The sequence below is a fragment of the Mesorhizobium sp. P2_A8 genome (assembly GCF_056404935.1).
Map to the genome: position 1 here is coordinate 1301918 of NZ_JBFUDB010000001.1, position 23212 is coordinate 1325129.

23 protein-coding genes and 1 tRNA gene are annotated in these 23212 nt (G+C 63.9%); 8 read left to right on the forward strand and 16 right to left on the reverse strand.

From position 1 onward, the window contains the following. Positions 1-117: 117 nt before the first annotated feature. The 6 genes from AC1D10_RS06370 to AC1D10_RS06395 form a co-directional block, all read right to left on the reverse strand. The gene (locus tag AC1D10_RS06370) at positions 118-1047 is read right to left on the reverse strand and encodes an electron transfer flavoprotein subunit alpha/FixB family protein (protein WP_477269696.1); all 930 of its coding nucleotides are present in this window, start codon (positions 1045-1047) and stop codon (positions 118-120) included. Positions 1048-1069: 22 nt separating this feature from the next. Continuing rightward, positions 1070-1819, reverse strand: coding sequence for an electron transfer flavoprotein subunit beta/FixA family protein (locus AC1D10_RS06375; RefSeq protein WP_477269698.1), 750 nt, complete (start codon positions 1817-1819; stop codon positions 1070-1072). Positions 1820-1999: 180 nt separating this feature from the next. Continuing rightward, on the reverse strand, positions 2000-2803 hold the full coding sequence (locus AC1D10_RS06380; protein WP_477269699.1) for a rhomboid family intramembrane serine protease: 804 nt from the start codon (positions 2801-2803) through the stop codon (positions 2000-2002). Between the two features lie 32 nt (positions 2804-2835). Next, on the reverse strand, positions 2836-3417 hold the full coding sequence (locus AC1D10_RS06385) for a cob(I)yrinic acid a,c-diamide adenosyltransferase (protein WP_477269701.1): 582 nt from the start codon (positions 3415-3417) through the stop codon (positions 2836-2838). Positions 3418-3442: 25 nt separating this feature from the next. Beyond that, entirely contained in the window at positions 3443-3634 is a 192-nt protein-coding gene (locus AC1D10_RS06390) for a twin transmembrane helix small protein (RefSeq protein ID WP_477269703.1), read from the reverse strand. Positions 3635-3657: 23 nt separating this feature from the next. Beyond that, positions 3658-4524 (reverse strand): SDR family oxidoreductase, encoded by an 867-nt coding sequence (locus tag AC1D10_RS06395; RefSeq protein WP_477269706.1) that lies wholly within the window; start codon positions 4522-4524, stop codon positions 3658-3660. Between the two features lie 58 nt (positions 4525-4582). On the opposite strand from AC1D10_RS06395, the gene AC1D10_RS06400 reads away from it, so the two are divergent. Further along, positions 4583-5434 carry a YihY/virulence factor BrkB family protein gene (locus AC1D10_RS06400; protein WP_477269708.1) on the forward strand — a complete coding sequence of 284 codons (852 nt, stop codon included), beginning with the start codon at positions 4583-4585 and terminating at the stop codon, positions 5432-5434. Here the strand turns inward: AC1D10_RS06400 and AC1D10_RS06405 are convergent. After that, complete coding sequence (locus AC1D10_RS06405; protein ID WP_477269710.1) at positions 5397-6320, reverse strand: DMT family transporter; 924 nt, start codon at positions 6318-6320, stop codon at positions 5397-5399. The genes AC1D10_RS06400 and AC1D10_RS06405 overlap by 38 nt on opposite strands. 150 nt (positions 6321-6470) lie before the next feature. Further along, positions 6471-7346, reverse strand: a complete 876-nt coding sequence (gluQRS, locus tag AC1D10_RS06410; protein WP_477269712.1) for a tRNA glutamyl-Q(34) synthetase GluQRS — start codon at positions 7344-7346, stop codon at positions 6471-6473. 74 nt (positions 7347-7420) lie between these two features. Here gluQRS and AC1D10_RS06415 point away from each other — a divergent pair, with 74 nt between their 5' ends. Then, positions 7421-8062 carry a DNA-3-methyladenine glycosylase family protein gene (locus AC1D10_RS06415; protein ID WP_477269714.1) on the forward strand — a complete coding sequence of 214 codons (642 nt, stop codon included), beginning with the start codon at positions 7421-7423 and terminating at the stop codon, positions 8060-8062. Positions 8063-8190: 128 nt separating this feature from the next. Further along, on the forward strand, positions 8191-8748 hold the full coding sequence (locus tag AC1D10_RS06420; protein WP_006328497.1) for an HNH endonuclease: 558 nt from the start codon (positions 8191-8193) through the stop codon (positions 8746-8748). Positions 8749-8907: 159 nt separating this feature from the next. On the opposite strand, the gene AC1D10_RS06425 is transcribed toward AC1D10_RS06420, so the two are convergent. Both AC1D10_RS06425 and AC1D10_RS06430 read right to left on the reverse strand, forming a co-directional pair. Beyond that, positions 8908-9426, reverse strand: a complete 519-nt coding sequence (locus AC1D10_RS06425; RefSeq protein ID WP_477269716.1) for a disulfide bond formation protein B — start codon at positions 9424-9426, stop codon at positions 8908-8910. Positions 9427-9509: 83 nt separating this feature from the next. Further along, on the reverse strand, positions 9510-10097 hold the full coding sequence (locus AC1D10_RS06430) for a YqaA family protein (RefSeq protein WP_477269718.1): 588 nt from the start codon (positions 10095-10097) through the stop codon (positions 9510-9512). Between the two features lie 275 nt (positions 10098-10372). Between AC1D10_RS06430 and AC1D10_RS06435 the strand changes: the two genes are divergently transcribed. Further along, a tRNA-Leu gene (locus AC1D10_RS06435) sits at positions 10373-10457 on the forward strand. 117 nt (positions 10458-10574) lie between these two features. Here AC1D10_RS06435 and AC1D10_RS06440 read toward each other — a convergent pair. From AC1D10_RS06440 to secA, 4 genes are all read right to left on the reverse strand, one after another. Then, a complete protein-coding gene (locus tag AC1D10_RS06440; RefSeq protein WP_477269720.1) occupies positions 10575-10778 on the reverse strand; it encodes a hypothetical protein in 204 nt (67 codons plus the stop codon). A gap of 483 nt (positions 10779-11261) precedes the next feature. Continuing rightward, positions 11262-12542 (reverse strand): GNAT family N-acetyltransferase, encoded by a 1281-nt coding sequence (locus tag AC1D10_RS06445; protein ID WP_477269722.1) that lies wholly within the window; start codon positions 12540-12542, stop codon positions 11262-11264. Then, positions 12542-13942 carry a lipopolysaccharide biosynthesis protein gene (locus AC1D10_RS06450; protein ID WP_477269724.1) on the reverse strand — a complete coding sequence of 467 codons (1401 nt, stop codon included), beginning with the start codon at positions 13940-13942 and terminating at the stop codon, positions 12542-12544. The genes AC1D10_RS06445 and AC1D10_RS06450 overlap by 1 nt, the downstream gene beginning before the upstream one ends. A gap of 378 nt (positions 13943-14320) precedes the next feature. Next, a complete protein-coding gene (gene secA / locus AC1D10_RS06455; RefSeq protein ID WP_477269726.1) occupies positions 14321-17053 on the reverse strand; it encodes a preprotein translocase subunit SecA in 2733 nt (910 codons plus the stop codon). A 264-nt stretch (positions 17054-17317) separates the two neighbouring features. Here secA and AC1D10_RS06460 point away from each other — a divergent pair, with 264 nt between their 5' ends. Then, complete coding sequence (locus AC1D10_RS06460; RefSeq protein WP_379103316.1) at positions 17318-18238, forward strand: peptidylprolyl isomerase; 921 nt, start codon at positions 17318-17320, stop codon at positions 18236-18238. Between the two features lie 79 nt (positions 18239-18317). Here the strand turns inward: AC1D10_RS06460 and AC1D10_RS06465 are convergent, their stop codons facing one another. Both AC1D10_RS06465 and AC1D10_RS06470 read right to left on the reverse strand, forming a co-directional pair. Beyond that, the gene (locus tag AC1D10_RS06465; RefSeq protein ID WP_477269729.1) at positions 18318-18917 is read right to left on the reverse strand and encodes a TetR/AcrR family transcriptional regulator; all 600 of its coding nucleotides are present in this window, start codon (positions 18915-18917) and stop codon (positions 18318-18320) included. Between the two features lie 334 nt (positions 18918-19251). Next, the gene (locus tag AC1D10_RS06470) at positions 19252-20481 is read right to left on the reverse strand and encodes a caspase family protein (RefSeq protein WP_477269731.1); all 1230 of its coding nucleotides are present in this window, start codon (positions 20479-20481) and stop codon (positions 19252-19254) included. Positions 20482-20647: 166 nt separating this feature from the next. Here AC1D10_RS06470 and argJ point away from each other — a divergent pair, with 166 nt between their 5' ends. Genes argJ through AC1D10_RS06485 form a run of 3 tightly spaced genes read left to right on the forward strand, consistent with a single transcriptional unit; the run spans position 20648 to position 23102 of the window. Next, the gene (argJ, locus tag AC1D10_RS06475; protein ID WP_379103308.1) at positions 20648-21889 is read left to right on the forward strand and encodes a bifunctional glutamate N-acetyltransferase/amino-acid acetyltransferase ArgJ; all 1242 of its coding nucleotides are present in this window, start codon (positions 20648-20650) and stop codon (positions 21887-21889) included. Between the two features lie 29 nt (positions 21890-21918). Next, positions 21919-22671, forward strand: a complete 753-nt coding sequence (locus AC1D10_RS06480; protein ID WP_477269876.1) for a GNAT family N-acetyltransferase — start codon at positions 21919-21921, stop codon at positions 22669-22671. Between the two features lie 8 nt (positions 22672-22679). After that, positions 22680-23102, forward strand: coding sequence for a (deoxy)nucleoside triphosphate pyrophosphohydrolase (locus AC1D10_RS06485; RefSeq protein WP_477269733.1), 423 nt, complete (start codon positions 22680-22682; stop codon positions 23100-23102). The last annotated feature ends 110 nt before the right edge of the window (positions 23103-23212 follow it).

Here is a 23212-nt window from a genome sequence, read left to right on the forward strand (position 1 = left end):
TACACCGATCCCGTCAAAAGGCCTTTGCGGCCTGCTTTTTGTGCGGTGCAAACTAAAAGGGCGGGGCGACTTCGTCTACCCCGCCCCTCACTATTTAATACGCTTTGGCAGAAAGCGTCAAAGTGCCTTCTGCAGCTCCGGCAAAATGACGAAGAGATCGCCGACGAGACCGTAGTCGGCGACCTGGAAAATCGGTGCCTCCTCGTCCTTGTTGATGGCGACAATGACCTTCGAATCCTTCATGCCGGCAAGGTGCTGGATGGCGCCGGAGATGCCCACCGCGATGTAGAGATCGGGAGCCACGACCTTGCCAGTCTGGCCAACCTGCCAGTCGTTGGGGGCATAGCCGGCATCGACGGCGGCGCGCGAGGCGCCGACGGCGGCACCGAGCTTGTCGGCGACCGGCAGGATGACCTCCTGGAATTTTTCCGCCGAACCCAGTGCACGGCCACCCGAGATGATGATCTTGGCCGAGGTCAGTTCCGGACGATCGGTGTCGGAGAGCTTGTTCTCGACGAAAGTGGACAGGCCGGGATTGGCGGCCGCCTTCACGGTTTCGACCGCGGCCGAACCGCCCTCGGGCGCCGCCTGGAAGGAGGCGGTGCGCACGGTTATCACCTTCTTGGCATCGGTCGACTGCACCGTCTGGATGGCGTTGCCGGCATAGATCGGGCGCTTGAACGTATCGGGCGACACGATCTCGATGATTTCGGACACCTGCGCGACATCGAGGAGCGCTGCGACGCGCGGCGCGACATTCTTGCCCGACGAAGTCGCCGGCGCGATGATTGTGTCATAGGCGCCCGCCAGCGACACAACGAGTGCCGCCGTCGGTTCGGCGAGGCGCTCGGCAAGCTCGTCGGCCTCGGCCAGCAGCACCTTGCTCACGCCCTTGAGCTTGGCGGCGGCGTCGGCTGCACCCTTGGCGCCCTTGCCGGCAACCAGTACATGCACGTCCGAACCGATCTGCAGGGCCGCGGAAAGCGCCTTGGCGGTCTGGTCGGAAAGCGTCGCGTTGTCGTGTTCAGCAATCAGAAGAATAGCCATTTCTTGTTCCTTTCCCGATCGCTTACAAAACGCCGGCTTCGTTCTTGAGCTTGTCGACCAGTTCGGCGACGCTCTTGACCTTGACGCCTGCCTTGCGGCCGCTCGGCTCCTCGGTCTTGAGCACTTTCAGCCGCGGCTTGACGTCGGCGCCGTAGTCGGCCGGGGTCTTCTCGTCGAGCTGCTTCTTCTTGGCCTTCATGATGTTGGGCAGAGAGGCATAGCGCGGCTGATTGAGGCGAAGGTCGGCGGTCACGATCGCCGGCATCTTCAGTTCCACCGTCTGCAGGCCGCCGTCGACTTCGCGCGTCACCTTGGCCTTGTCACCGTCGATCACCACCTTGGAGGCGAAGGTGCCCTGGGCCCAGCCCAGCAATGCAGCCAGCATCTGGCCGGTCTGGTTGGAGTCGTCGTCGATCGCCTGCTTGCCGAGGATGACGAGGCCGGGCTGTTCGGCGTCGACGACGCCCTTCAGCACCTTGGCGACGCCGAGCGGCTCGGTCTGTTCGTCGGTCTTGACCAGGATGGCGCGGTCGGCGCCCATGGCAAGCGCTGTGCGCAAGGTTTCCTGTGCCTGCTGCGGGCCGATCGAAACGACGATGATCTCTTCGGCCTTGCCGGCCTCCTTCAGCCGGATCGCCTCCTCAACCGCGATCTCGTCGAACGGGTTCATCGCCATCTTGACGTTGGCGAGTTCCACCGCCGAACCATCAGCCTTCACGCGAACCTTGACGTTCGCATCCACAACCCGCTTTACGGGCACAAGGATCTTCATTGCCTGTCACCTCTTCAAGATAATTAGGCGCGCTATAACAGCCTGCGCCCTTTCTGAGTTGTCGAAAGCCGACATTCCGGATGGAAATTCTGGTCTTTGACCGCCTTGGGCTGCGACGGAGACGTTTCCGTAGTTGCGACGACCCTGCACGTCAATACGCCGCAAGCCGCTCAAATCGGTTCAGTCGGAACTGGAAGCGGTTCCTCGCCCCCAGCGCGGCGGCGCGGCGGATGGGTCGGGCGTAACCGTGTCGGCGGCAACGGGCGGCTGTTCGGGAGGAGCGGCAACGGCAGCATCGTCGTCAGCGCCGGCAAACAGCGGCACGCCGCGGCTGCGCAAGACGAGCACCAGCACGGCGCCGGCAATGATGCCGCCAATGTGGCAGGCCCAGGAAATCTGGTCTTCGCCGCCGGCGGCAAACATCACCACCTGGAACAGCACCCACAGGATGAGCGGAATGAAGGCCGGAATGCGCAGCGGGATGCGGGCAAACGCGAGCACCCACACTTTTACCCTGGGATAGAGGATCAGATAGGCGACGACCACGCCGGCGATGGCGCCGGAGGCGCCGATCAGCGGCACCTGCGAATCCCAGGCGACGAGGCCCTGGAAGGCGGCTCCGGCGACCGCGCACAACAGGTAGAAGATGAGGTAGCGGACGTGGCCGAGGGCGTCCTCGACATTGTCACCGAACACCCACAGGAACAGCATGTTGCCGCCGAGGTGGAAGATGTCGGCATGCAGGAAGGAGTAGGTGAGGTAGCTCAGGCTTTCGGGAACGACGACAAAGCGAGGATCGAGCTCGGCGGTGTCATGGACGACGGCCGGGATGAAGCCGAGGCCGAGCACGGCGGCATTGGTGAAGTTCTCGCCGCCGAGCGTGGTGGCGCAGTAGACCAGGGCGTTGACCACGATCAGCCCGATCGTCACATATTGCAGGCGGATGTGCCGCAGCCTGTTGGTGTCGTAAAGCGGGATGAACATCGGTCCCTGGCCCCCTCGCGCTTTCGGACAGTTCAACGGTTCTTGCCGGGAACCCATAGCACGTCGGCATTTCCGTTGTCATTGACCGCCCGGGCGGCGACAAACAGGAAATCCGAGACCCGGTTGATGTATTTCAGCCCGTCGCGGTTGACGTGCTCGCTCGGGTCCTGGGCCAGGGCCACCATCAGCCGTTCGGCCCGCCGCGCCACGGTGCGGGCGAGATGCAGGGCGGCCGCCGCCGGCGTGCCGCCGTTCAGCACGAAGGATCTGAGCGGCTGAAGGTCCTTGTTGAGCAGGTCGATATCCTTTTCGATCCGGTCGGTCTGGGTGGCGATGATGCGGAGTGGCTCATAGCCGAGCGGTTTGCCGTCATCGGGCACGGCGAGGTCGGCGCCGAGGTCGAAGAGATCGTTCTGGATGCGGGAAAGCATGGCGTCGATCGCCGGGTGGGTGGCTGCGGTGTGGACCCGGGCGATGCCGATGCAGGCATTGGCTTCGTCGACCGTGCCATAGGCGTCGACCCGCAGATCGGATTTCAGCCGCCGTTCGCCGGTGCCGAGACCTGTGGTGCCATCATCGCCGGTGCGGGTGTAGATCTTGTTGAGCTTGACCACGTCGCCTCCCCAGCCGCCGATATCCTCACTTGCGGGTGAAATACACCGCCAGCAGGATCAGCACCAGCGCCACGGCCTGCAGCAGGACACGCGCCTGCATCAGCTTGTTCGAGGTGACGCCGGAACCACCACGCATCATGTTGACGAGACCGCGAACGAGCACGATCACCACGGCGACCATGACCAGAACGGCGAGGATATTGAAGACGGTTGCCATGGTGTGTTCCCAGTTCGGTTCGTTCAGGCGCGTTTGGCAAGGAAGCGGTAGAGCATCGATGCGGGCAGGATGCGTTTGAGCACCACACCGATCCTGGCCGGCACTGTTACCACATAGTGCGGGCGCGGGCGCCGCGACAGAAGTGCATGGCGAAGCGCCGCATGAACCACTTCCGGGCCAGGTTTCAGCCGCGATTGGCTGCCGCCGGCCCGCAGCCTTTCCAGTTGCGCCTGATAGTCGAGGCGGTGGACCGAGTTCTCGTGATCGATGTTCTTCAGGAACCAGGGAAGCGCATTGCTGGCGATTTTCGACGTTACCGGCCCCGGCTCGATCAGCGAGACATGGATGCCGCTGCCCCTAAGTTCCTGATGCAGGCACAGCATCAGGCCTTCCAGCGCGTGTTTCGAGGCTGAATAGGCGCCGCGAAAGCGCACCGGCGCGAGACCAAGGATCGACGAGCAGTGGACGATGCGGCCATGGCCCTGGCGGCGCATCACCGGTACCAGCCGGCGGGTGAGATCATGCCAGCCAAAGAAATTCGCCTCGAACTGCGCCTTGAGCGCTGCCACCGGCAGATCCTCGACGGCGCCGGGTTGAGCGTAAGCGCCATTGTTGAACAAGGCGTCGAGCCGGCCGCCGGTGCGATCCAGTACGGTCGTCACCAGTGCGGCGATGGAGTCTGGTTCGCTATAGTCGAGGTAGAAAGCCTCGATGCCGTCAGCCTCGAGCGCGGCGATGTCGTCGGGTTTTCGCGCCGTCGCGAACACCCGCCAGCCTTCGGCCTTCAACGCTCGCGCACAATAGGCGCCTATTCCCGAAGATGCGCCGGTAACGATGATCGAGCGCAACTCTTCCGCTGGAGAATTCATGGTTTGACGAAGGGTTGCCATTTGCCGCATTCCCTTCCCATATTCGCGGCGTCGAGACAATCGAAGGGAGCGCGGGTTCTTGCTGCGGAATATTGTCGCCCTGCGCCGCGTGCTCTACGACGCACTTGGCCATTTCAACACCGATGACGGTTGGGCGATGGCCAGCCATCTGGCGATCACGTCGCTGATGGCGCTGTTTCCGTTCCTGATCTTCGCCACGACGCTGGCGAGCTTCCTCGGCGCCCAGGCCTTTGCCGACACGGCCGTGCATCTGGTCTTCGACACCTGGCCCGAACAGATCGCCAAGCCGATCGCGCGCGAAGTGCTCAATGTGCTGACCGTCAGGCGTACCGACCTGTTGACCTACGGCGTGCTGCTTGCCGCCTACTTTGCCTCGAATGGCATCGAGGCGCTGCGCACGTCGCTCAACCGCGCCTATCGCGTCTCGGAGACGCGCGGCATCGTCTACCGCCGGGTGCAGAGCATCATCTTCGTGCTGATCGCGACGGCCGGTTTCCTGGCGATCAGCGTGCTCCTGGTGTTCGCGCCGCTGCTGGCGCGGCTGGCCGAAGCCCATATCGAAGGGATCAAGCCCTATATGGGCACGATCACGCTATGGCGTTATGTCATCGCTTCGGCGGTCATCGTCGGCGGATTGTTTGCCGTGCATTTCTGGCTGCCGGCGGGCAAGCGCCGCTTCGTCTCACTGGTGCCGGGCATCATCTTCACGCTGGCGGCATGGCTTATCGGTTCGACCATCTTCGCCACCTATCTCGATCACTTCTCGTCTTATGTGACGACCTATGCCGGCCTGGCCTCGATCATGATCGCGGTGGTCTTCCTCTACATGGTCTCGGCGATCTTCATCCTCGGCGGCGAGCTCAATGCCGCGATCAGCCGTTACCTGGAGGCACGCGCACGGGTCGGTTGAGATTGGTCGACTGAGATTTGGTCGACCGAGCCGTTGCCAGGCCAACGCCGAATGTCGTTATCGCCATGCCGACAATCTGCAGCGCATTGAGTTGCTCGTCGAACAAGGCCCAGGCGATGACAGCCGTCACCGCGGGCACCAGGTAGAACAGCGAGGCCACTTTCGACATCTCGCCGTCACGGATCATCACCATCAGCAGGAAGATGGCGCCGAGCGACAGCACCAGCACCAGCCAGGCCATGGCGAAGATCAGCTCGCCGTTGATGACGACCTTATGCGTCTCGAAGGCGAGCGCGGCGAGGATCATCAAAGCGGCGCCGCCGACATATTGCCACATGGTCGCCGCGACGAGGTCGCCGCCGGAAGCGAAACGCTTCTGCCAGATGGTGCCGGCGCTCATGCCGAGCACTGAGACCAGCGACGCGGTCAATGTCGCCGCCGTCACACCGCCGCCGAGCGCTCCGAGCTTCGGCCACAGCACGATGACGATGCCAATGAGACCGATGCCAAGGCCGGCCCAGTGGCGCGGCAAGATCGCCTCGCCGAGAAACTTGCCGGCAAGCACGGCGGTGATCAGCGGCTGCAGACCGACGATCAGGGCCGAAAAACCGGCCGGCATGCCGCGGTGGATGGCCCAAAAGACGGCGCCGAGATAGACGCCATGCATCAGGATGCCGGCGCCGGTGGCGTGCAGCGCTTCAGTGCGGGTGGCTCTTTTCGAACCCAGCACGAGCATCAGGACGGCGAGAAGGATGGCGGCCAGGACGAAACGCGCGGCAAGAAAGGTAAACGGCTCCGCCCATGGCATGGCGTAGCGCGCGCCGATGAAGCCGGTCGCCCACAGGACGACGAAGGTGGCGGGAATGAACCGCTTGATGCCGTGCATGTTCGGGAGACCGCCGCGCTTGAGAGAATTGACCGTGGCGATGCTCTAATGCGGTTCAAGCCGGCGCGCAAAACGAAACGATTGATCCATGCATCACCGGAATTCAACGCAAGGCGAATTCGGCATGGGGTTTCCCTGACCCCGCCGGGGTCATAGCCCGACCATCCGCCTGACGTCGTCCGGCGATGCGCCGGAATTGCGCAAGGCGGCAAGGCCGGTGTCGCCGAGGCTCTTCGACAGCTTTCGTCCGTCCGGCCCAAGGATGAGGCGATGATGGAAATAGGCCGGCTGCGGCAGCCCGAGGAGATCCTGCAGCAGGCGCTGGACGCCGGTGGCGGAAAACAGATCCTGGCCGCGCACGATATGGCTGACGCCTTGCAGCGCATCGTCGATGACGACGGCGAGGTGGTAGCTGGTCGGGATATCACGGCGCGCCACGATCACGTCGCCCCAATCCTGCGGACGGGCTTCGACGGGGCGCGTCGCAAGGAACGTCTCATCGACGAATTCGGCCCATGACAGATCCTTGCCGACACGCGCCCTGGCGGCATCGCTATCCAGCCGCCAGGCGAAAGGCGCATTCTCGGCGATCCTCCGCTTGCGTTCCTTCGCCGTCAGCGACTTGTCGGCGGCGGGGTAGAGCGGCACGCCATCGGGATCGCGCGGCCAGTCGCGTCCGCGCTCTTCGGTGTCGGTGATGAAGGCCCGGATCTCGCCACGGCTCATGAAGGCGGGATAGACAAGTTCGTCCCGGATCAGCCGGTCGAGCACCGCCTGATACTCGGCAAAGTGCTCGGACTGGCGGCGCACCGGTTGTTTCCAGCCAAGCCCCAGCCATTTCAGATCGGCAAGCACGCCGGCCTCGAATTGCGGCGTGCAGCGTGTCGTGTCGATATCCTCAATTCGCAGCAGCAGGCGGCCGCCGGTGGCGTCAGCCAATTTCTGGTTGAGAAGCGCCGAATAGGCGTGGCCGAGATGCAGGTCGCCATTGGGGCTGGGGGCGAAGCGGAATGTCAGGAGTGTCATCTCTCAGGCGGCAATCCTGTTTTGCGACGCTGCGCCAATTGCTACCTTGTCGAGGGTCAAGGAACAAGAAAAGCATGCAACGTATCGCCACATCAGACGACATTGCCCGGGGGCTCGATGCGCTTTGCGTGATCGACCCGCGCCTGGAGAAGGTGCGCGGCATGGCCGGCGAGGTGCCGCTGCGGCTTTCCGAGCCGGGCTTTCGGAGCCTGGCCTCGATCATCGTCTCGCAGCAAGTGTCCCGCGCCAGCGCCGACGCGATCTTCGGCCGGCTGACCAAATTGCTCGATCCGCTGACGCCGCAGGCGATCCTCACCGCCGGCGAAGACATGTTTCGCGAGGCCGGCCTGTCGCGGCCGAAGCAGCGTGGGCTCATTGCCATTGCCCAGGCGGTGTCCGACGGCCTCGACCTCCATCACCTCTGTTCGCTCGATGCCCAGGAGGCGATTGCGGCGATGACGGCGGTGGCCGGGATCGGCCCGTGGACGGCGGAAGTGTATCTTTTGTTTGCTGCCGGCCACCCCGACATCTTCCCGGCCCGCGATGTCGCCTTGCAGAGCGCGGTCGGCCACGCGCTCGGCATTGAGCCGCGTCCGCCGGAGAAAATTCTGATCGCATTGGCCGAATCATGGAGCCCGTGGCGAGGTGTCGCATCGCGGCTTTTCTGGTCCTATTATCGCGAAACCCGGGGGCGCGACGCCGCACCACCAGCCTGAAATCGCAAAAAAGCATAAAAATCATGCTTTTTTGGCGTTTCAGCGACGCGACAATCCGCTTCACATCCCTGTCATGTCGGGCTTACAGTATCCGCGCCGATCGGTTCGAGAACTAGGAGGTAAACGAGGTGACGGTTGCCGTATCTCCGGATGGGCTTCCAGCGCTGGTGCTGAATGCGGATTACCGTCCGCTCAGCTATTACCCCTTGTCGCTCTGGTCCTGGCAGGACGCCATCAAGGCGGTGTTCCTCGACCGGGTGAACATCGTCGCCGAATACGAGCACGCGGTGTCGTCGCCGACGTTCTCGATGAAGCTGCCGAGCGTCGTCAGCCTGAAGGCCTATGTGAAGCCGTCCAGGCATCCGGCCTTCACCCGCTTCAACGTCTTCCTGCGCGACCGCTTCCAGTGCCAGTATTGCGGCACGCCGGAGGATCTGACCTTCGATCACGTCATCCCCCGCCATCGCGGTGGCGCGACGACGTGGGAGAATGTCGTTGCCGCCTGTTCGCCCTGCAACCTCAGGAAGGGCGGCATGATGCCGGCGCATGCCAAGATGTGGCCGCTGCAGAAACCTTTCCAACCGACTGTGCACGACTTGCACAACAACGGCCGCCTGTTCCCGCCCAACCATCTGCATGAAAGCTGGATGGATTATCTGTACTGGGATGTCGAACTCGAACCTTGAGATCGTCCGAGAATTCGGGAGGCTGGCCGTCTGGAGCAATTGTCTGCGCTTCCGATGCTCACGGACCAGATGTCCGCTCCGCTTCGGTTCTCGACATTCACTCCATCCGACTCAGCCTGCCGAATTCTTGAACGATCTCGCGTCGGCGCAAACGGTGGCTCAGTCGCGGGTGAGAGCACCGCGGAAGGCGACGGCGGCCAGGACGAGGCTGGCGATGGCGTTCCAGCCGGCCAGCGACAGGCCGAGGATGCGCAGCGCCGCCTTGTCGCAGGACGGCGGCACGAATTTGTCGAGAGCGTCGAGCACACCCTTGCCGCCGGTGTCGACCGGCCCGGCACCCGCGGTGCAATCGGTCGGGCCGGCCCACCACTGCCATTCGACGCCGGAGTGATAGACGCCGAGATAGAGGCCGTACAGCATCAGCAGGCCGCCGGCGGCCAGCAGGCCGCGCGTCAGCCATGCCGGTGCGTGGAGCGTGGATGCAATCACCGCCAGCAGCATCAGCGGCACGCCGATATAGTAGGGCGTGCGCTGCTCAAGACAGAGGTGGCAGGGGATGTAGCCGCCGAGATACTGGAAGCCGAGCGCCGAGCCGACGGTGGCGGCCATGGCGACGGCGAGAAACAAGGCCGTGCGCGTCCGCTGGCGTCCGATGTCGGCATTCATGGTCGCTGTCATGGGTTTTCGTCCGTTGAGTTCGCCGCAGGCCCTTTGTCCTTGTCGTTGTGCCAAAACCGCTGGGCACTTTTGGACGACAGGGACTAGAACGCGTATTTGACGAGGATATAGAGCAAAATCAGGGCAGCCGCCGCAGCGCTGGCGATCAGGCCAAGGCGCTTTTCGATGAACTCGCGGATCGGCTCGCCATAGCGGCGCAACAGCCAGGCCAGGAACAGAAAACGGCCGCCGCGCGCTACGATCGCCAGCACGATGAACAGCAGCAAATTGACGCCGATGACGCCGGACAGGATGGTCACCACCTTGATCGGCGGCAGATGGGCAGCGCCGGAGGTGATCAGCATCAGGATGATGAAGCCGACGCCCGCGCCTGCGCGCAGTGCCTCGAACTCGTCATACTTGCCGTAGAATTCGAGAATCGGCCTCGCCACCGCGTCATAGGCGTAGTGGCCGATGAACCAGCCGGCGATGCCGCCCAGCACCGAGGCGGCGGTGGCGATCAGCGCATAGCGGTAGGCGCGATCCGGCCGCGACAGTGCCATGGGCAGATAGAGCACGTCGGCCGGTACCAGAAACACCGAGCTTTCGACGAAAGCGATGAAGGCCAGCCACCATTGGGCGGATTTCCTTGCCGCCAGCGACAAGGTCCAGTCGTACAATCCGCGAAGCATCGGCACTCCTAATGCGTGTCGCCCAAAAGTGCGCAGCGGTTTCGGGACAGTGGCATCTGCAAGACAAAGACCCAAAGCGCGCGCCATCCATTCTGTCAGACGCGCCGCGCTTTGATGCGCCGCCTGTCTAGAAAGATTTTCCGCGCTGCACAATGGCAGCGCCGTCGCGAAATCGAAAGGTGAAGTTTGGTCGCATCCGGGCCGTCGACAATTGGCCAGTTGACGAACAGGCCTCCGACCGTATAGTCCGCGCCCATCCAGGCCTCCCGGCCTGAGCCCCTATGGCGGAATTGGTAGACGCGCTCGACTCAAAATCGAGTTCCGCAAGGAGTGCTGGTTCGATTCCGGCTAGGGGCACCATCCCATTTTTCAGGCACTGAGTTTGTTCAGTTTTTCGCCTGTCTTTGCCCCAATTTCTTCAACCCCCCGCCGCCAAGCGGTGGATTCGCTTGAAATCAGCGTAGACCGCTGGCTGGCCTATCGCGCCCTCGGTTTCTTGGTTTGTGCGGCAATGGCGCAGAGGAAAGCCAATGCGGCAGCGTCGCATGCCGTCCGCGACGGTCCTTTGGCGAAAAGCACGGCGTCCGCAATTGGGATCGTTAGGCCGTACTTTTTGGCGAAAGAGGTAATTTCGTATGGCTGATCGTCAGATGGATGGCGGATGTCGAATTCCAAATCCATGTCTGCTTCCTCCCAGTTGCAACCCTTCCACTCTTTGGCTCGATGCAAAATTAAACTACCGACGCATCGCGCGAGTCCAGCAATTGGAAATTGTGTAAAACGATACACTTTCCACAGCACAACCATCTCGTTGGTTTCGACGATGCCGGCTTTGCCGTCGACAAGCGTGTGACCGTTCGCTGGCCACGTTTCCGATTCAGGATAGCAGACGGCAGAAACGCGCGCTGGAGGGGCTCTCATCGAGGGGAATGGCTGGTGCGGTTTCGGGGGTCTGAGTGCGCTGGGCGCCAACGGTGCTTGGCTCTGCGATCCGGAAACCCTTATCCCTGATCGATGAAAAGCCCGCCACGGGAGCGACCTGCGGCGGGCCTTTGGAGCGGCTACATCCCTAAGGAATCGACCACTTGTAGTTATATTGTGAACTGAGTAATGGCGTTAGCCTATGGTGTGATCGCGGAAGCCTTGGCGAGGGCGCTCCGGCCCTTACCGCCGCCCCAGCAAGCTCTTCATCCGGAGGCGCAGCAGGCGGGCCATGTTGCGGGTTTCGCGGTAGAGGTGCAGCTGCGAGGCGGCCTGGCGGGTAAGGCGGTCGGCGTCCGGCGTCAGCCCGATCACCAGTGTGCCCATCGGCTTGCGCTCGGTCCATAGCCGGCTCATCACCGGATGATCGGGCATGGCGCAGGAATCGGTCATCATGATGTTGGGATCGTCGAGATGCTGCCTGGTCACCTCGATCGTCAGCAGCGTGCCCGGCGAATAGGCGGCCAGCGTCTCGTCATAGGCCGTCTTCCACGTGTAGGCGACGCCGGCTTCGACGAAGACGATCAGACAGGCGATCGTGCGGCCGTCGAGCGTCAGCGAATGGATGCGGCACATGTCCTGTTCGGCCAGCCGGTGCACGGCTTCGCGGGCGAAAGCGGCGCGGTAGCGGTCGATCGCCATGGCGGTGCGCTCGCGGCCTTTCCAGCCGGCCGCTTCCAGCGTCAGGAAGCTCTCGATGGCATGGCGGATGTCTTCAGGCCCGCGCGCCACGACATGCTCGAGTTTGCCAAGGTCGCCGAGGCGCCGCTTCAGGCGGCGGAACTCGCGGTAATGGTGCGAGCGCAGCGAGGCCTTCAGATACTCGTCTCCGTCGGCTTGGCTGTCCAGCGCCGGGCGCTGAGTCTGGCCGGTGGTGACCAGCATCAGGCCGCGCGTCTCGGCCACGGTGGCAAGCAGGCTCGCCAGCGGGCCATCGAGCCGGATGTCGGGCAGGACGAAGACTCTCGGCAGCTTGAGGTGCGGGCGCGACAGCATCGAGAAGAAATCCTCGACGACGCCGACCGGGTCGTCGCGGTCGACCAGCGGCGTGCCGAGCGGACCAAACGGGCTCGACCAGGTGCGCATGACCGGCACGCCGAGCGGTATCCCCGGCCGCTCCACCGAGAACGGCACCAAAAGCCGCAGCCGGTTGCGGTACTCGTCGCCGTCGCGGATCACCGCCAGCCGCACCTCGCGATCCTCCAGCCGGGGCATGGCCGGCGCCAGGAAACGCGGGTTGAAGAACACGTTCGGCTCGATCGTGCGGGTGCAGAGATAGTCCAGTTCCTCGACCAGGTCGAAGCCGGCCGACGCCGGGTAGATGGCGAGTTTGCGCTCGGGCCGGTTGTTGGCGAGGATTTCGATATGGGCGGGATCCGCGTCGCGGGTCAGCCCGGCAAGGCCGGACACCATGGCGCCGGCCGTGCCGCCGCTGGTTTCCTCGAGCAACGGGATGGCGGCCATCACGCGGCTCCTTTGGCAGGCACGAAGATCAGCATGACGATGCCGAGCTTGCGCCAGACCGTGAAGGACAGCGCGCAGGCTTCGAAGATCATCGCGAAGGCGGTGGCCATCGCCGCGCCCCACAGGCCGAAGAGCGGGATCAGCACAACGTTGAGGCCGATGTTGAAGGCCAGCGTCATGGCATAGACGGCGGCGCAGATGTTCTGGTTGCCGCTCATCGTCAGCAGGCTCTCGCACGGACCGACGGCGGCGCGGGCCACGACGCCGAAGACGAGCAGGAACAGCAGCGGATAGCCACTGCTGAATTCAGGGCCGAACAGCACCAGCATCGGTTCGCCCAGCGCCAGCACCAGCAACGCCATCAGCAGCGACGGCCAGAACGTCCACGACACCGTCTCGCGGGCGAAGGCGGCGAGCCTGTGCGGCTCGCCATGGGTGAACTGCGCATAGCGCTGGGCAACGCCGGCCTTGACGGCGAAATAGACGAAATGCACCAGCGCGAGCGTCTTCACGGTGGCGAAATAGACGGCCACGTCGTTGGGATCCATATAGGCGCCGACCATCAGCACGTCGGCATTGGTGAGCAGGAAGAAGAAGCTTTCGACCAGGAAGATCGGCAGCGACACGATGAACCACTGCGCGAAATGCACCTTGATCGGCCCGGCCGGGATCTGCTTTTCCATGCGTTGGGTGACACCGATGAGCTGACCGAGCGTGGTGACATAGGTGGCGGCGATCGAGGCGAAGATCGCGGTCCTCGCATCGGGCGCGTAGCCGGCCAGCAGCATCAGCGCCATGAACAGCAGGATCAGCACCGGCCGCACCAGATAGGTTGGCGACAGGGCAAACAGCGCCCAGCTGTTGGCGCGTGCCAGCCCGGACAGAAGGTCGGACATGGCAATCATCGGCAGGCAGATGACGCCGAGGATGAACGGTATCACGTAGTAGTTCTCGATCCATGGCGCGGCCAGCCAGACGCCGAGTGCGCCGAGTCCGGCGATGAGCGTGGAGGCGATCAGCACGAACAGCCGGCTGGCCAGCACGATGCCGCGCAGTTCGGCCAGCATGTTGCGTTCGCGGTATTCGGGAATGAAACGGATCACCGAGGTGTGGAAGCCGAGGCAGGCGAGGTTGCCGACGATGACCATCGTCACCCAGACGAGGACGAAGATGCCGTATTCGAACGAGCCCATCCAGCGCGCCATCAGCACCTGGCTGACGAAGGCGATCACGGCGCTGACGATGCGGATGGAGAAGGCGATGACCGACATGCGGCCGGCTTCGCCGCGCTCGTCGGCGGTGAACAGCACGGCGTCGATGAGGCCAAGCAACGGTCTCATGCGCAGCGCCAAACGCTGCGGCAAGAACCGCCCGGCTGTCGTGGCCGCGGAAAAGCGCACCCCGATTACTCTCCGTTTTCCGCTTCTTTTCAGGCTTTGGTGTAGCGAAAACACATTAAGAAACGGTTGGGTGAGGAGCGGTCCGCGCAGCGGACGAAAAGCCAACGATTTGGCTTTTCGAGCGACGAACGCCCGGAGCCATAGCGGAGGGCCGGCAAGCCGCCGGTGCGCGGCACGCGCATTCGTCATGCCGGTGGCATGACGAAAGGCGAGCGAAAGCCGGGGAGTTGCCGGAGGCAACGGGGCCCCGGTCCGGGGGGCAGCGCGCCTTAGCGGACCAAGTGGCGAGGTCGGTCAATCAGGAGAGCCGGCGCCGCCCCTCATCCGGCCCTGCGGACCACCTTCTCCCCGTGAACGGGGAGAAGGAAGAGAGCGCACTTACGCGAATGCGCCGTGGCAGTGCTTGTATTTCTTGCCGGAGCCGCAGGGGCAGGCCTCGTTGCGGCCGATCTTGCCCCAGCTAGCCGGGTTGTTGGGGTCGCGGTCCTCGGGAGCGACGATCGCGGTCGTCTCCGGGCGGACCAGCAGCGCCGTCTCGCCACCTTCGAAATCATTCTCGCCGGTGGTGCCGTCGATATGGGTGCCGAACATGTCGGGCGCTTCGGGCGGCGGGGCTTCTGCGGCCTGGCGGACCAGTTCGACGCGCATCAGCTGCGCGGTGACGGCCTGGCGCAGATTGCCCAGCATCGCCTGGAACAGCTCGAACGCCTCGCCCTTGTATTCCTGCAGCGGATCGCGCTGCGCGTAGCCGCGGAAGCCGACGACCGAACGCAGATGGTCGAGATTGACGATGTGCTCGCGCCACAGATGGTCGAGCGTCTGCAGCACCACCGAGCGCTCGACATAGGTCATCACCTCGGGGCCGAAGCGCTCGGAACGCTCCTTGGCGGCGGCGTCGGCGGCCTGTGTGATGCGCTCGCGGATGTCGTCCTCGGCGATGCCCTCTTCCTTGGCCCAGTCGTCGACAGGCAGGTCGAGATTGAGGAATTCGGCGACCTCGGCCTTCAGCCCGGCAACATCCCACTGCTCCGCATAGGCGTTTTCGGGGATGGCCTTGGCGACGATCTCGTCGATGACGCCCTCGCGCATCTCGGCAATGATCTCGGTCAGGCCCTCGCCATCCATCAGCTCGATGCGCTGCTCGAACACCACCTTGCGCTGGTCGTTGGAGACGTCGTCATATTTCAGCAGGTTCTTGCGAATGTCGAAGTTGCGCGCCTCGACCTTCTTCTGCGCCTTTTCCAGCGCCTTGTTGATCCACGGATGGATGATCGCCTCGTCTTCCTTGAGGCCGAGCTTCTGCAGCATGCCGTCCATGCGCTCGGAGCCGAAGATGCGCATCAGGTCGTCCTGCAGCGACAGGAAGAATTTCGAGCGGCCGGGATCGCCCTGGCGGCCTGAACGGCCTCTGAGCTGGTTGTCGATGCGGCGCGATTCGTGGCGTTCGGTGGCCAGCACGTAGAGTCCGCCGGCGGCCAGCGCCTTTTCCTTCAGACGCTCGACGTCGGCGTTGATCTCTTTTTCCCGTGCCTCGCGCTCGGGTCCGTCCGGCATGTCGCCAAGCTCGTCGGCGATGCGCATCTCGGCATTGCCGCCGAGCTTGATGTCGGTGCCGCGGCCGGCCATGTTGGTGGCGATGGTGATGGCGCCCGGCTTGCCGGCCTGGGCGACGATCGCCGCCTCGCGTTCGTGGTGGCGGGCGTTCAGCACCTCGAAATCGGTGAAACCTTCCTTGCGCAGGCGGTCGGCCAGCTGTTCGGATTTCTCGATCGAGGTCGTGCCGACCAGCGTCGGCTGGCCCTTGGCGCTGGCTTCGCGGATCTCCCTGACGATCGCCTTGTATTTCTCCTCGACCGTCCGGTAGACCTCGTCGTCCTCATCCTTGCGGATGACCGGCAAATTGGTCGGGATTTCGGTGACGTCGAGATTGTAGATGTTGCCGAATTCCTCGGCCTCGGTCAGCGCCGTGCCGGTCATGCCGGAAAGCTTCTTGTAGAGGCGGAAATAGTTCTGGAAGGTGACGGAGGCGAGCGTCTGGTTCTCCGGCTGGATCGCCACATGCTCCTTGGCCTCGAGCGCCTGGTGCAGGCCTTCCGAATAGCGGCGGCCGGGCATCATGCGGCCGGTGAATTCGTCGATGATGACGATCTCGCCGTTGCGGACGATATAGTCCTTGTCCTTCTGGAACAGCCGGTGCGCCTTCAGCGCGTTGTTGACATGGTGGACGATGGCGACGTTCTCGACGTCGTAGAGCGACTCGCCCTTGAGCAGGTCGGCATCGCGCAGCAGGTTCTCGAGCTTCTCGGTGCCTTCCTCGGTGAAGATCGAGGTCTTCTGCTTCTCGTCGATCTCATAATCCTGCGGCTGCAGCTGGATGATGAAGGTGTCGATGGTGTTGTACATTTCCGAGCGGTCCTCGAGCGGACCGGAAATGATCAGCGGCGTGCGCGCCTCGTCGACCAGGATGGAATCGACTTCGTCGACGATCGCGTAATTGTGACCGCGCTGCACCATCTGGGCGCGCTCGTACTTCATGTTGTCGCGCAGGTAGTCGAAGCCGAGTTCGTTGTTGGTGGCATAGGTGACATCGGCGGCATAGGCGGCGTGGCGCTCCTCGTCGGACAGGCCGTGGACGATGACGCCGACCGTGAGGCCGAGAAACTTGTAGACGCGACCCATCCATTCGGAGTCGCGGGCGGCGAGATAGTCGTTGACGGTGACGACGTGGACGCCGTTGCCGGCGAGCGCGTTGAGATAGACCGGCAGCGTCGCGACCAGGGTCTTGCCCTCACCAGTGCGCATCTCGGCGATGCCGCCATTGTGCAACACCATGCCGCCGATCAGCTGGACATCGAAGGGGCGCATGCCGAGCACGCGGCGCGCCGCCTCGCGGGCGGTGGCAAAGGCTGGTACCAGAAGGTCGTCGAGCGTGGCGCCGTTGGCGATGTCCTGGCGGAATTTCGCGGTGCGGCCGACCAACTCCTCGTCGGAGAGCGCCCGCATCTCGTTTTCCATGGCGTTGATCGCCTCGACACGGGGCCGGGTCGATTTGACCCGACGGTCGTTGGAGGAGCCGAAAACCTTACGGGCGAGACCGCCGAGACTGACCATCCAATGGTCCTTTCGATAGAATTCTCAATCTTTGAGATGGGCGCCGGCCGGCCCCATCAAATCCACGTGAACGCACCGCCTGAACACGGGCAAACACAAAAAGCGCCCGGAAAACGGTTCTGGACGCAAAGTCGTTGGACAGATAAGAGGGGGCTCAACTGATGTCAACGCCGCGCTGGCCCTGCCGGTCGCGCCAAATTCCGCCACAATCCGGCTGATCTGGAAACCTCCCCGCCCTCATAATCCCTTACCGGAGTCATCTTCATGTCCTTGTTGTTCCGCCGCGCGTCGCTCGCCAGCCTTGGCCTGGCCTTCGGCTTGTCGGCCCTTTCGCTGTCGCCGCTGATGGCGCAACAGACCGCTCCCGCCGCTCCGGCGGACGCAGCAGCACCTGCCGCGGCGCCGGTCGATCCGAATACCGTGATCGCCACGGTCAATGGACAGGCCTTGACCGAAGCCGACCTTGTGCTCGCCGAAGGTGAGCTGTCGCAGCAGTTCGCCCAGCTGCCGGCCGAGCAGCGCCGCGCCGCCGCCCTTTCGGCGGCCATCGAAATCCGCGTCATGGCCGCCCAGGCGGTCACCACCGGCCTCGACAAGGATCCTGACTTCCAGCGCCGCATGGCTTTCCTGCAGCAGCGCGCGCTGCATGGCGAGATGGTCGAGAAGGGCGTCGTCGACAAGGTCACCGACGCCGAGGTTCGCGCCCGCTACGACCAGGAAATCGCCAACACGCCGCCCGTCAACGAGGTGCATGCCCGTCACATCCTCGTGAAGACGAAGGAAGAGGCCGAGGCCATCATCAAGCAGCTCGACGGCGGTGCCGACTTCCAGAAGCTCGCCAACGAACACACCAGCGATCCCTCAGGCAAGACCAGTGGCGGCGATCTCGGCTGGTTCGGACCTGGCCAGATGGTGCCGGAGTTCGACAAGGCGGCCTTCGCGCTTCAGGTCGGCAAATACACCGAGCAGCCGGTACAGTCGCAGTTCGGCTGGCATGTCATCAAGCTCGAGGACAAGCGCACCAAGCAGCCGCCGGCTTTCGACGACGTCAAGGACCAGGCCAAGCAGGCGGTCATCCGCGACAAGTATTTTGCGCTGGTCAAGTCGCTGCGCGCCGGCGCCAAGGTCGAGATTCCGGATGCGAACCTGAAGAAGGCGGTCGAAACGCTGGAAAGCGCGAAGTAAGCCTCAAAGAATTTTCGAAAGCGGCGCGGCAGCCAGGGGTTGCTGCGCCCTTTTTTATCGGCTGGCGACAGCCGATTTTTTACTTTCCGGGCGCCGCTATGCCTCGCATCACATAGTTGACTGCCTTGCGTATCATCGCTTCGTCCTCGTCGAGCCGGTTGGTCAACAGATGCTTCCAGGCGAAAGAGGCGATCAGGTCGGCGACCAGCGCTGAATCGATGTCGGCGCCGATTTCACCCCTTGCCCTGGCGCGTTCGACGATCTCGCCGGTATGGGACCGTCGGCCCAGCGCATAGTCGGCAAGTGCCGCAGACGCCGCATCATCTGACTGCGCCTCGGCGATCAGCGACCGGAACACGCTGCCCGACGATGTCTCGCGCCAATGGGCGAACAGGTTTTTCAGGAAGCCGACGAGATCCTCCTCCAGTCGCCCGGTATCGGGAACATCGACGCGTTTCTGGCGCTGGTAGACCTCGAGCAGCAATGCGGCCTTGCTCGGCCACCAGCGGTAGATAGTGGGTTTGCCGGCGCGGGCCCGCCGCGCCACCGCCTCGATCGAGAAACCGGCATAACCGGCTTCGACCAGCACGGCCTCGGCGGCTTCGAGAATGGCGTCGGCGCTGTCGGGATTGCGCCGCGCGCCGATCGATTTGCGTGCCGGATCGGCGTCTTCGGCCATTCCTGTCGTCCTCGCCAACACTTTCGCCGGCAATATACGTGACCCGGCGATCAAACGAAACGGTCCGTTTTAAAGCCTCTGGAAGCAGCCGATAATGGCGGCAGGGCGCCGAATCCGGGTTAACGGGTTTCCTTCGGCGCCTTCGCCCGCGCGTGGTTGAAGAAGCATCAAAAAGCAAAAACCCGCCTGGGCGGCGGGTCACTGGCGCAAATCAGCACCATGGACAAACATGTAGCATAGCTGCCCTCACCGGGTCAAGAAAAAATTCCTATCGACATGAAACGCGACCGGCGCTAGAGCTGCCGACACCGCCGCACCGGCCGTCGGATGATGTCTATTGCAGCGCTTGCGATGTCTCGGACTCGATGCGCCAGCCGCCGTCCGCCTTGACCAAGCCAAGCGTGACACGCGCCTTGCCGGTCAGGCGCGCCGCCGACTTGTCCTTCGGCACATAGTCATAACGCATCGCAAAGACGGCCTCGGCGCGATCCTCGCCATGCGGGGTGACTACCAGGCTGCCGGGCTCCAGGCCGAGCGACCAGGAGGCCCACTGCGCGAACCAGTCGGCCTTGACCCTGACGATGGCATCGGTGTCGTAGCGGGTGCCGAAGATGGTGGCGGAGGGGCTGTAGAGCCGCTTGACGGTCTCGTTCATCGCCTTGGTGTCCGGCGTCAGATAGTCCTTGCGCAGGAAATTCTCGATCGAGCCCCTGTCGTCACCCACCGAGCGCTCGAGCGCGGCAATTTCCGTGGGGGGTGCCGGAGCCGCCGCCGGCTTCTGCGCCTGGGCGGGTTGTCCGTCCGTGACGAACTCGAAGCGCTCAAGGAGCGAGCCCTGCTCCCAGGGGCGCTGGGCCTCGCGCGTTTGCGAAACCACGTCGCGGCGCACCGCGATCATCATGTCGTTGATGCTCTGGCCGGGTTCGGCGATGTGCCGCAGAAGAGCCTCGGCGAAGGGCGAGTTGCGCCCGCTTCCGTCCATGGCGACCGCACCTGGCGCGGTCGAGAAGGCGATGAAAGAACCGCGCGTCGAATCGAACTGCGCCAGCCCGGCCAGCGCCGTCGCCGAGCGGGTGGTGGCGGTGCGGCTCAGGCTGCGGGCAAACGGGTTGTTGCGGCAGGCATCGAGAAACACCAGGCTGACCTTGGTCTGCTGTTCCATGATGTCGAGGACTTCGTCGATCGGCACGGCCTCGAGTTGCAGTTTGACCGGCATGTCGAGCCTGGCATCGACCGGCACGATGTAATTGCGGCCCTCGACCTGCAGGCCGTGGCCGGCATAGTAGAAAAGCCCGACGCCGGCGCCTTCGAGCGCATCGGAAAACTCGCCTATGCTGCGTTCGAGTTCGCGCTTGCCGAGATCATTGCCCTCGATGACCTCGAAGCCGATGGAGCGCAGCTTGTCGGCGATGTCGAGCGCGTCGTTGACAGGATTGGCCAGCGTCCCGGCTTCGGCATAGGTACCGTTGCCGATGACAAGCGCCACGCGCCGTTGCGGCTGCGCATCGGCGCTCAGCAGCAAAAGTCCCAGAAATGCCCATGCGAGGATCGCAAGCCTGCCCATGGGGAAGATCATAACGCTAGAGGCCGCGGCGACGCCAACAGATTTGAAATGCAGGCTTAATTCCGACTGGGTTGCCGCCCCCGGTGACAAGCGAAAACGCCCTTGCGCCCGGGCGTCGTATCGGGCAAACCGGCCTTCCCTTGCGATTTTCCCGCCCGAGGTCTCCATGTCCACGACGATTTCGCCGCTTGCGCCGAAGAAATACCCCAAGATGCCGGCCATCGAGGGGGTGCGCATTGCCACCGCAGAGGCGGGGATAAAGTACAAGAACCGCACCGACCTGCTGACCATGGTCTTCGATGAAGGCACCGCGGTCGCCGGCGTGTTCACGAAATCGAAGTGCCCCTCGGCGCCGGTCGATTTCTGCCGGCAGAATCTCGGCGCCGGAAAGGCGCGGGTGCTGGTCGTCAATTCCGGCAACGCCAACGCCTTCACCGGCAAGAAGGGGCGTGAGTCCACCGCCCTGACCGGCGAGGCGGCGGCGAAGGCGGCCGGCTGCAAGGCAAGCGAGGTTTTCCTGGCCTCGACCGGCGTCATCGGCGAGCCGCTCGATACCGGCAAGTTCAGCCATCTGCTGGCCGGACTGGTCAGCAACGGCAAGCCCGACCTGTGGACCGAAGCGGCAAAGGCGATCATGACCACGGATACCTATCCGAAAGTGGCGACCGCGACCGTCAAGCTCGGCGACACCGATGTCACCATCAACGGCATTTCCAAGGGCGCCGGCATGATTGCGCCCGACATGGCAACGATGCTCTCCTTCATCGCCACCGATGCGCCGATCGCCGCCCCTGTGCTGCAGGACCTGTTGTCGCGCGGGACGGCCAAGACCTTCAACGCGGTCACCGTCGACAGCGACACCTCGACCAGCGACACGCTGCTGATCTTCGCCACCGGCAAGGCCGCCAGCCGCGGCGCGCCTGGGATAACCGACCCGAAGGATGCGCGCCTCGGCGCGTTCCGCCGGGCGCTCGGCAAGGTGCTGAAATCGCTGGCGCTGCAAGTGGTGCGCGACGGCGAAGGCGCCCGCAAGCAGGTCGAAGTCACCGTCACCGGCGCCAAATCGGCGCGGTCGGCCAAGCGCATCGCGCTGTCGATCGCCAATTCGCCACTGGTCAAGACGGCGGTCGCCGGCGAGGATGCCAATTGGGGTCGCGTCGTCATGGCCGTCGGCAAGGCCGGCGAACCCGCCGACCGCGACCGGCTGTCGATCTGGTTCGGCGACAACCGACTGGCGCATGAGGGCGAGCGCGACCCCGGCTATTCCGAGGCAGCGACGTCGGCCTACATGAAGCGCGACGACATCCGCATCCGCGCCGATATCGGCATCGGCCGCGGCAAGGCGACGGTGTGGACCTGCGATCTCACCAAGGAATATGTCGCCATCAATGGCGATTATCGGAGCTGATGGTCTTGGCTTCCAAGCATCCGGCAAGCATGCTCGCGATCGTGCGCCGCTACGAGGCGGCCGGCTTTCGCGCCTGGCCGGCAGCGGCCGTCCACTATGACGGCACCTGGGTGGTGCGGCTGACCGCCGGCCATCCGGCCAAGCGGCTGAATTCGGTCAATCCGCTCGATCCCGGCGACACCCAGCACATTGCCGACCGTATCGGCCGCGCCAGCCGCCGTTTCGATGCCTATGGCAGGCCGCTGACGTTCCGCATGTCGCCGCTGTCGGGTCCCGATCTCGCCGGCCATCTCGACCGCGAGGGCTGGAGCCGTTTCGACGAATCGCTGGTGATGCGGCTGCCGCTGGGCGACGCGCAACTCGACGCCGCCATGGACCAGATCCCGCTGAAGGACATCAGCCGCTTCATCGGTGCGTCGCTCAAGGTCAGCGGTTCGGACGTTTCGCTGCGGCCCGGCCTGTCGGAGATCATCGGCGCCATCCAGCCCGAAGCCGGGTTGTTCGCGCTCGAAGAGGGGGCCGAACCGCTGGCGACGCTGATCTGCGTGCACGACGGCGACTTGGCCGGCCTGTTCGAGATCGCCACCGACAAGTCGGCGCGCAACAAGGGCCACGGCCGCAACCTGATTCTGTCGGCGCTGAAATGGGCGCGCCTGCGTGGCGCCCGCGAAGCCTGGCTGCAGGTCGAGGCCGGCAATGTGCCGGCGCTGGCGCTCTATCGTTCGCTCGGCTTCGATGAAGTCTATCGCTACCATTATCGCCGGCCGCCTGTTCATGAGTGAAATTGGGCATGAGTGATGTGACGATCGCCGGCAAGCGCCTGCTCCTGGTCGCCGCCTGCGCGCTGGTCGATGCAGATGGCCGGGTGCTGCTGGCACAGCGGCCCCAGGGCAAGCAACTTGCCGGCCTGTGGGAATTTCCCGGCGGCAAGGTCGAGCCCGGCGAAACGCCGGAACAGTGCATCATTCGCGAATTGCATGAGGAAATCGGCATCGAAACCGACATCCCCTGCCTGGCGCCGCTCACCTTCGCCAGTCATTCCTACGATGATTTCCACCTGCTGATGCCGCTGTTCATCTGCCGCCGCTTCCGCGGCATCGCCCAGCCCAGGGAGGGGCAGGCGCTGAAATGGGTGCGGCCAAAGCAGATGCGCGACTATCCGATGCCGCCGGCCGATGCGCCGCTGATCCCGTTCCTCATCGATCTTCTTTGAAGGCGCCCGCCTGGCTGTCGGCCGAGGCGTTGTGTCAGCCAGCGTTAATGGAAGATTTATCTCGTCGTGAAAAATTGAAGCGAAGATCGTTTCGCGGCCGCGCCGCCGAT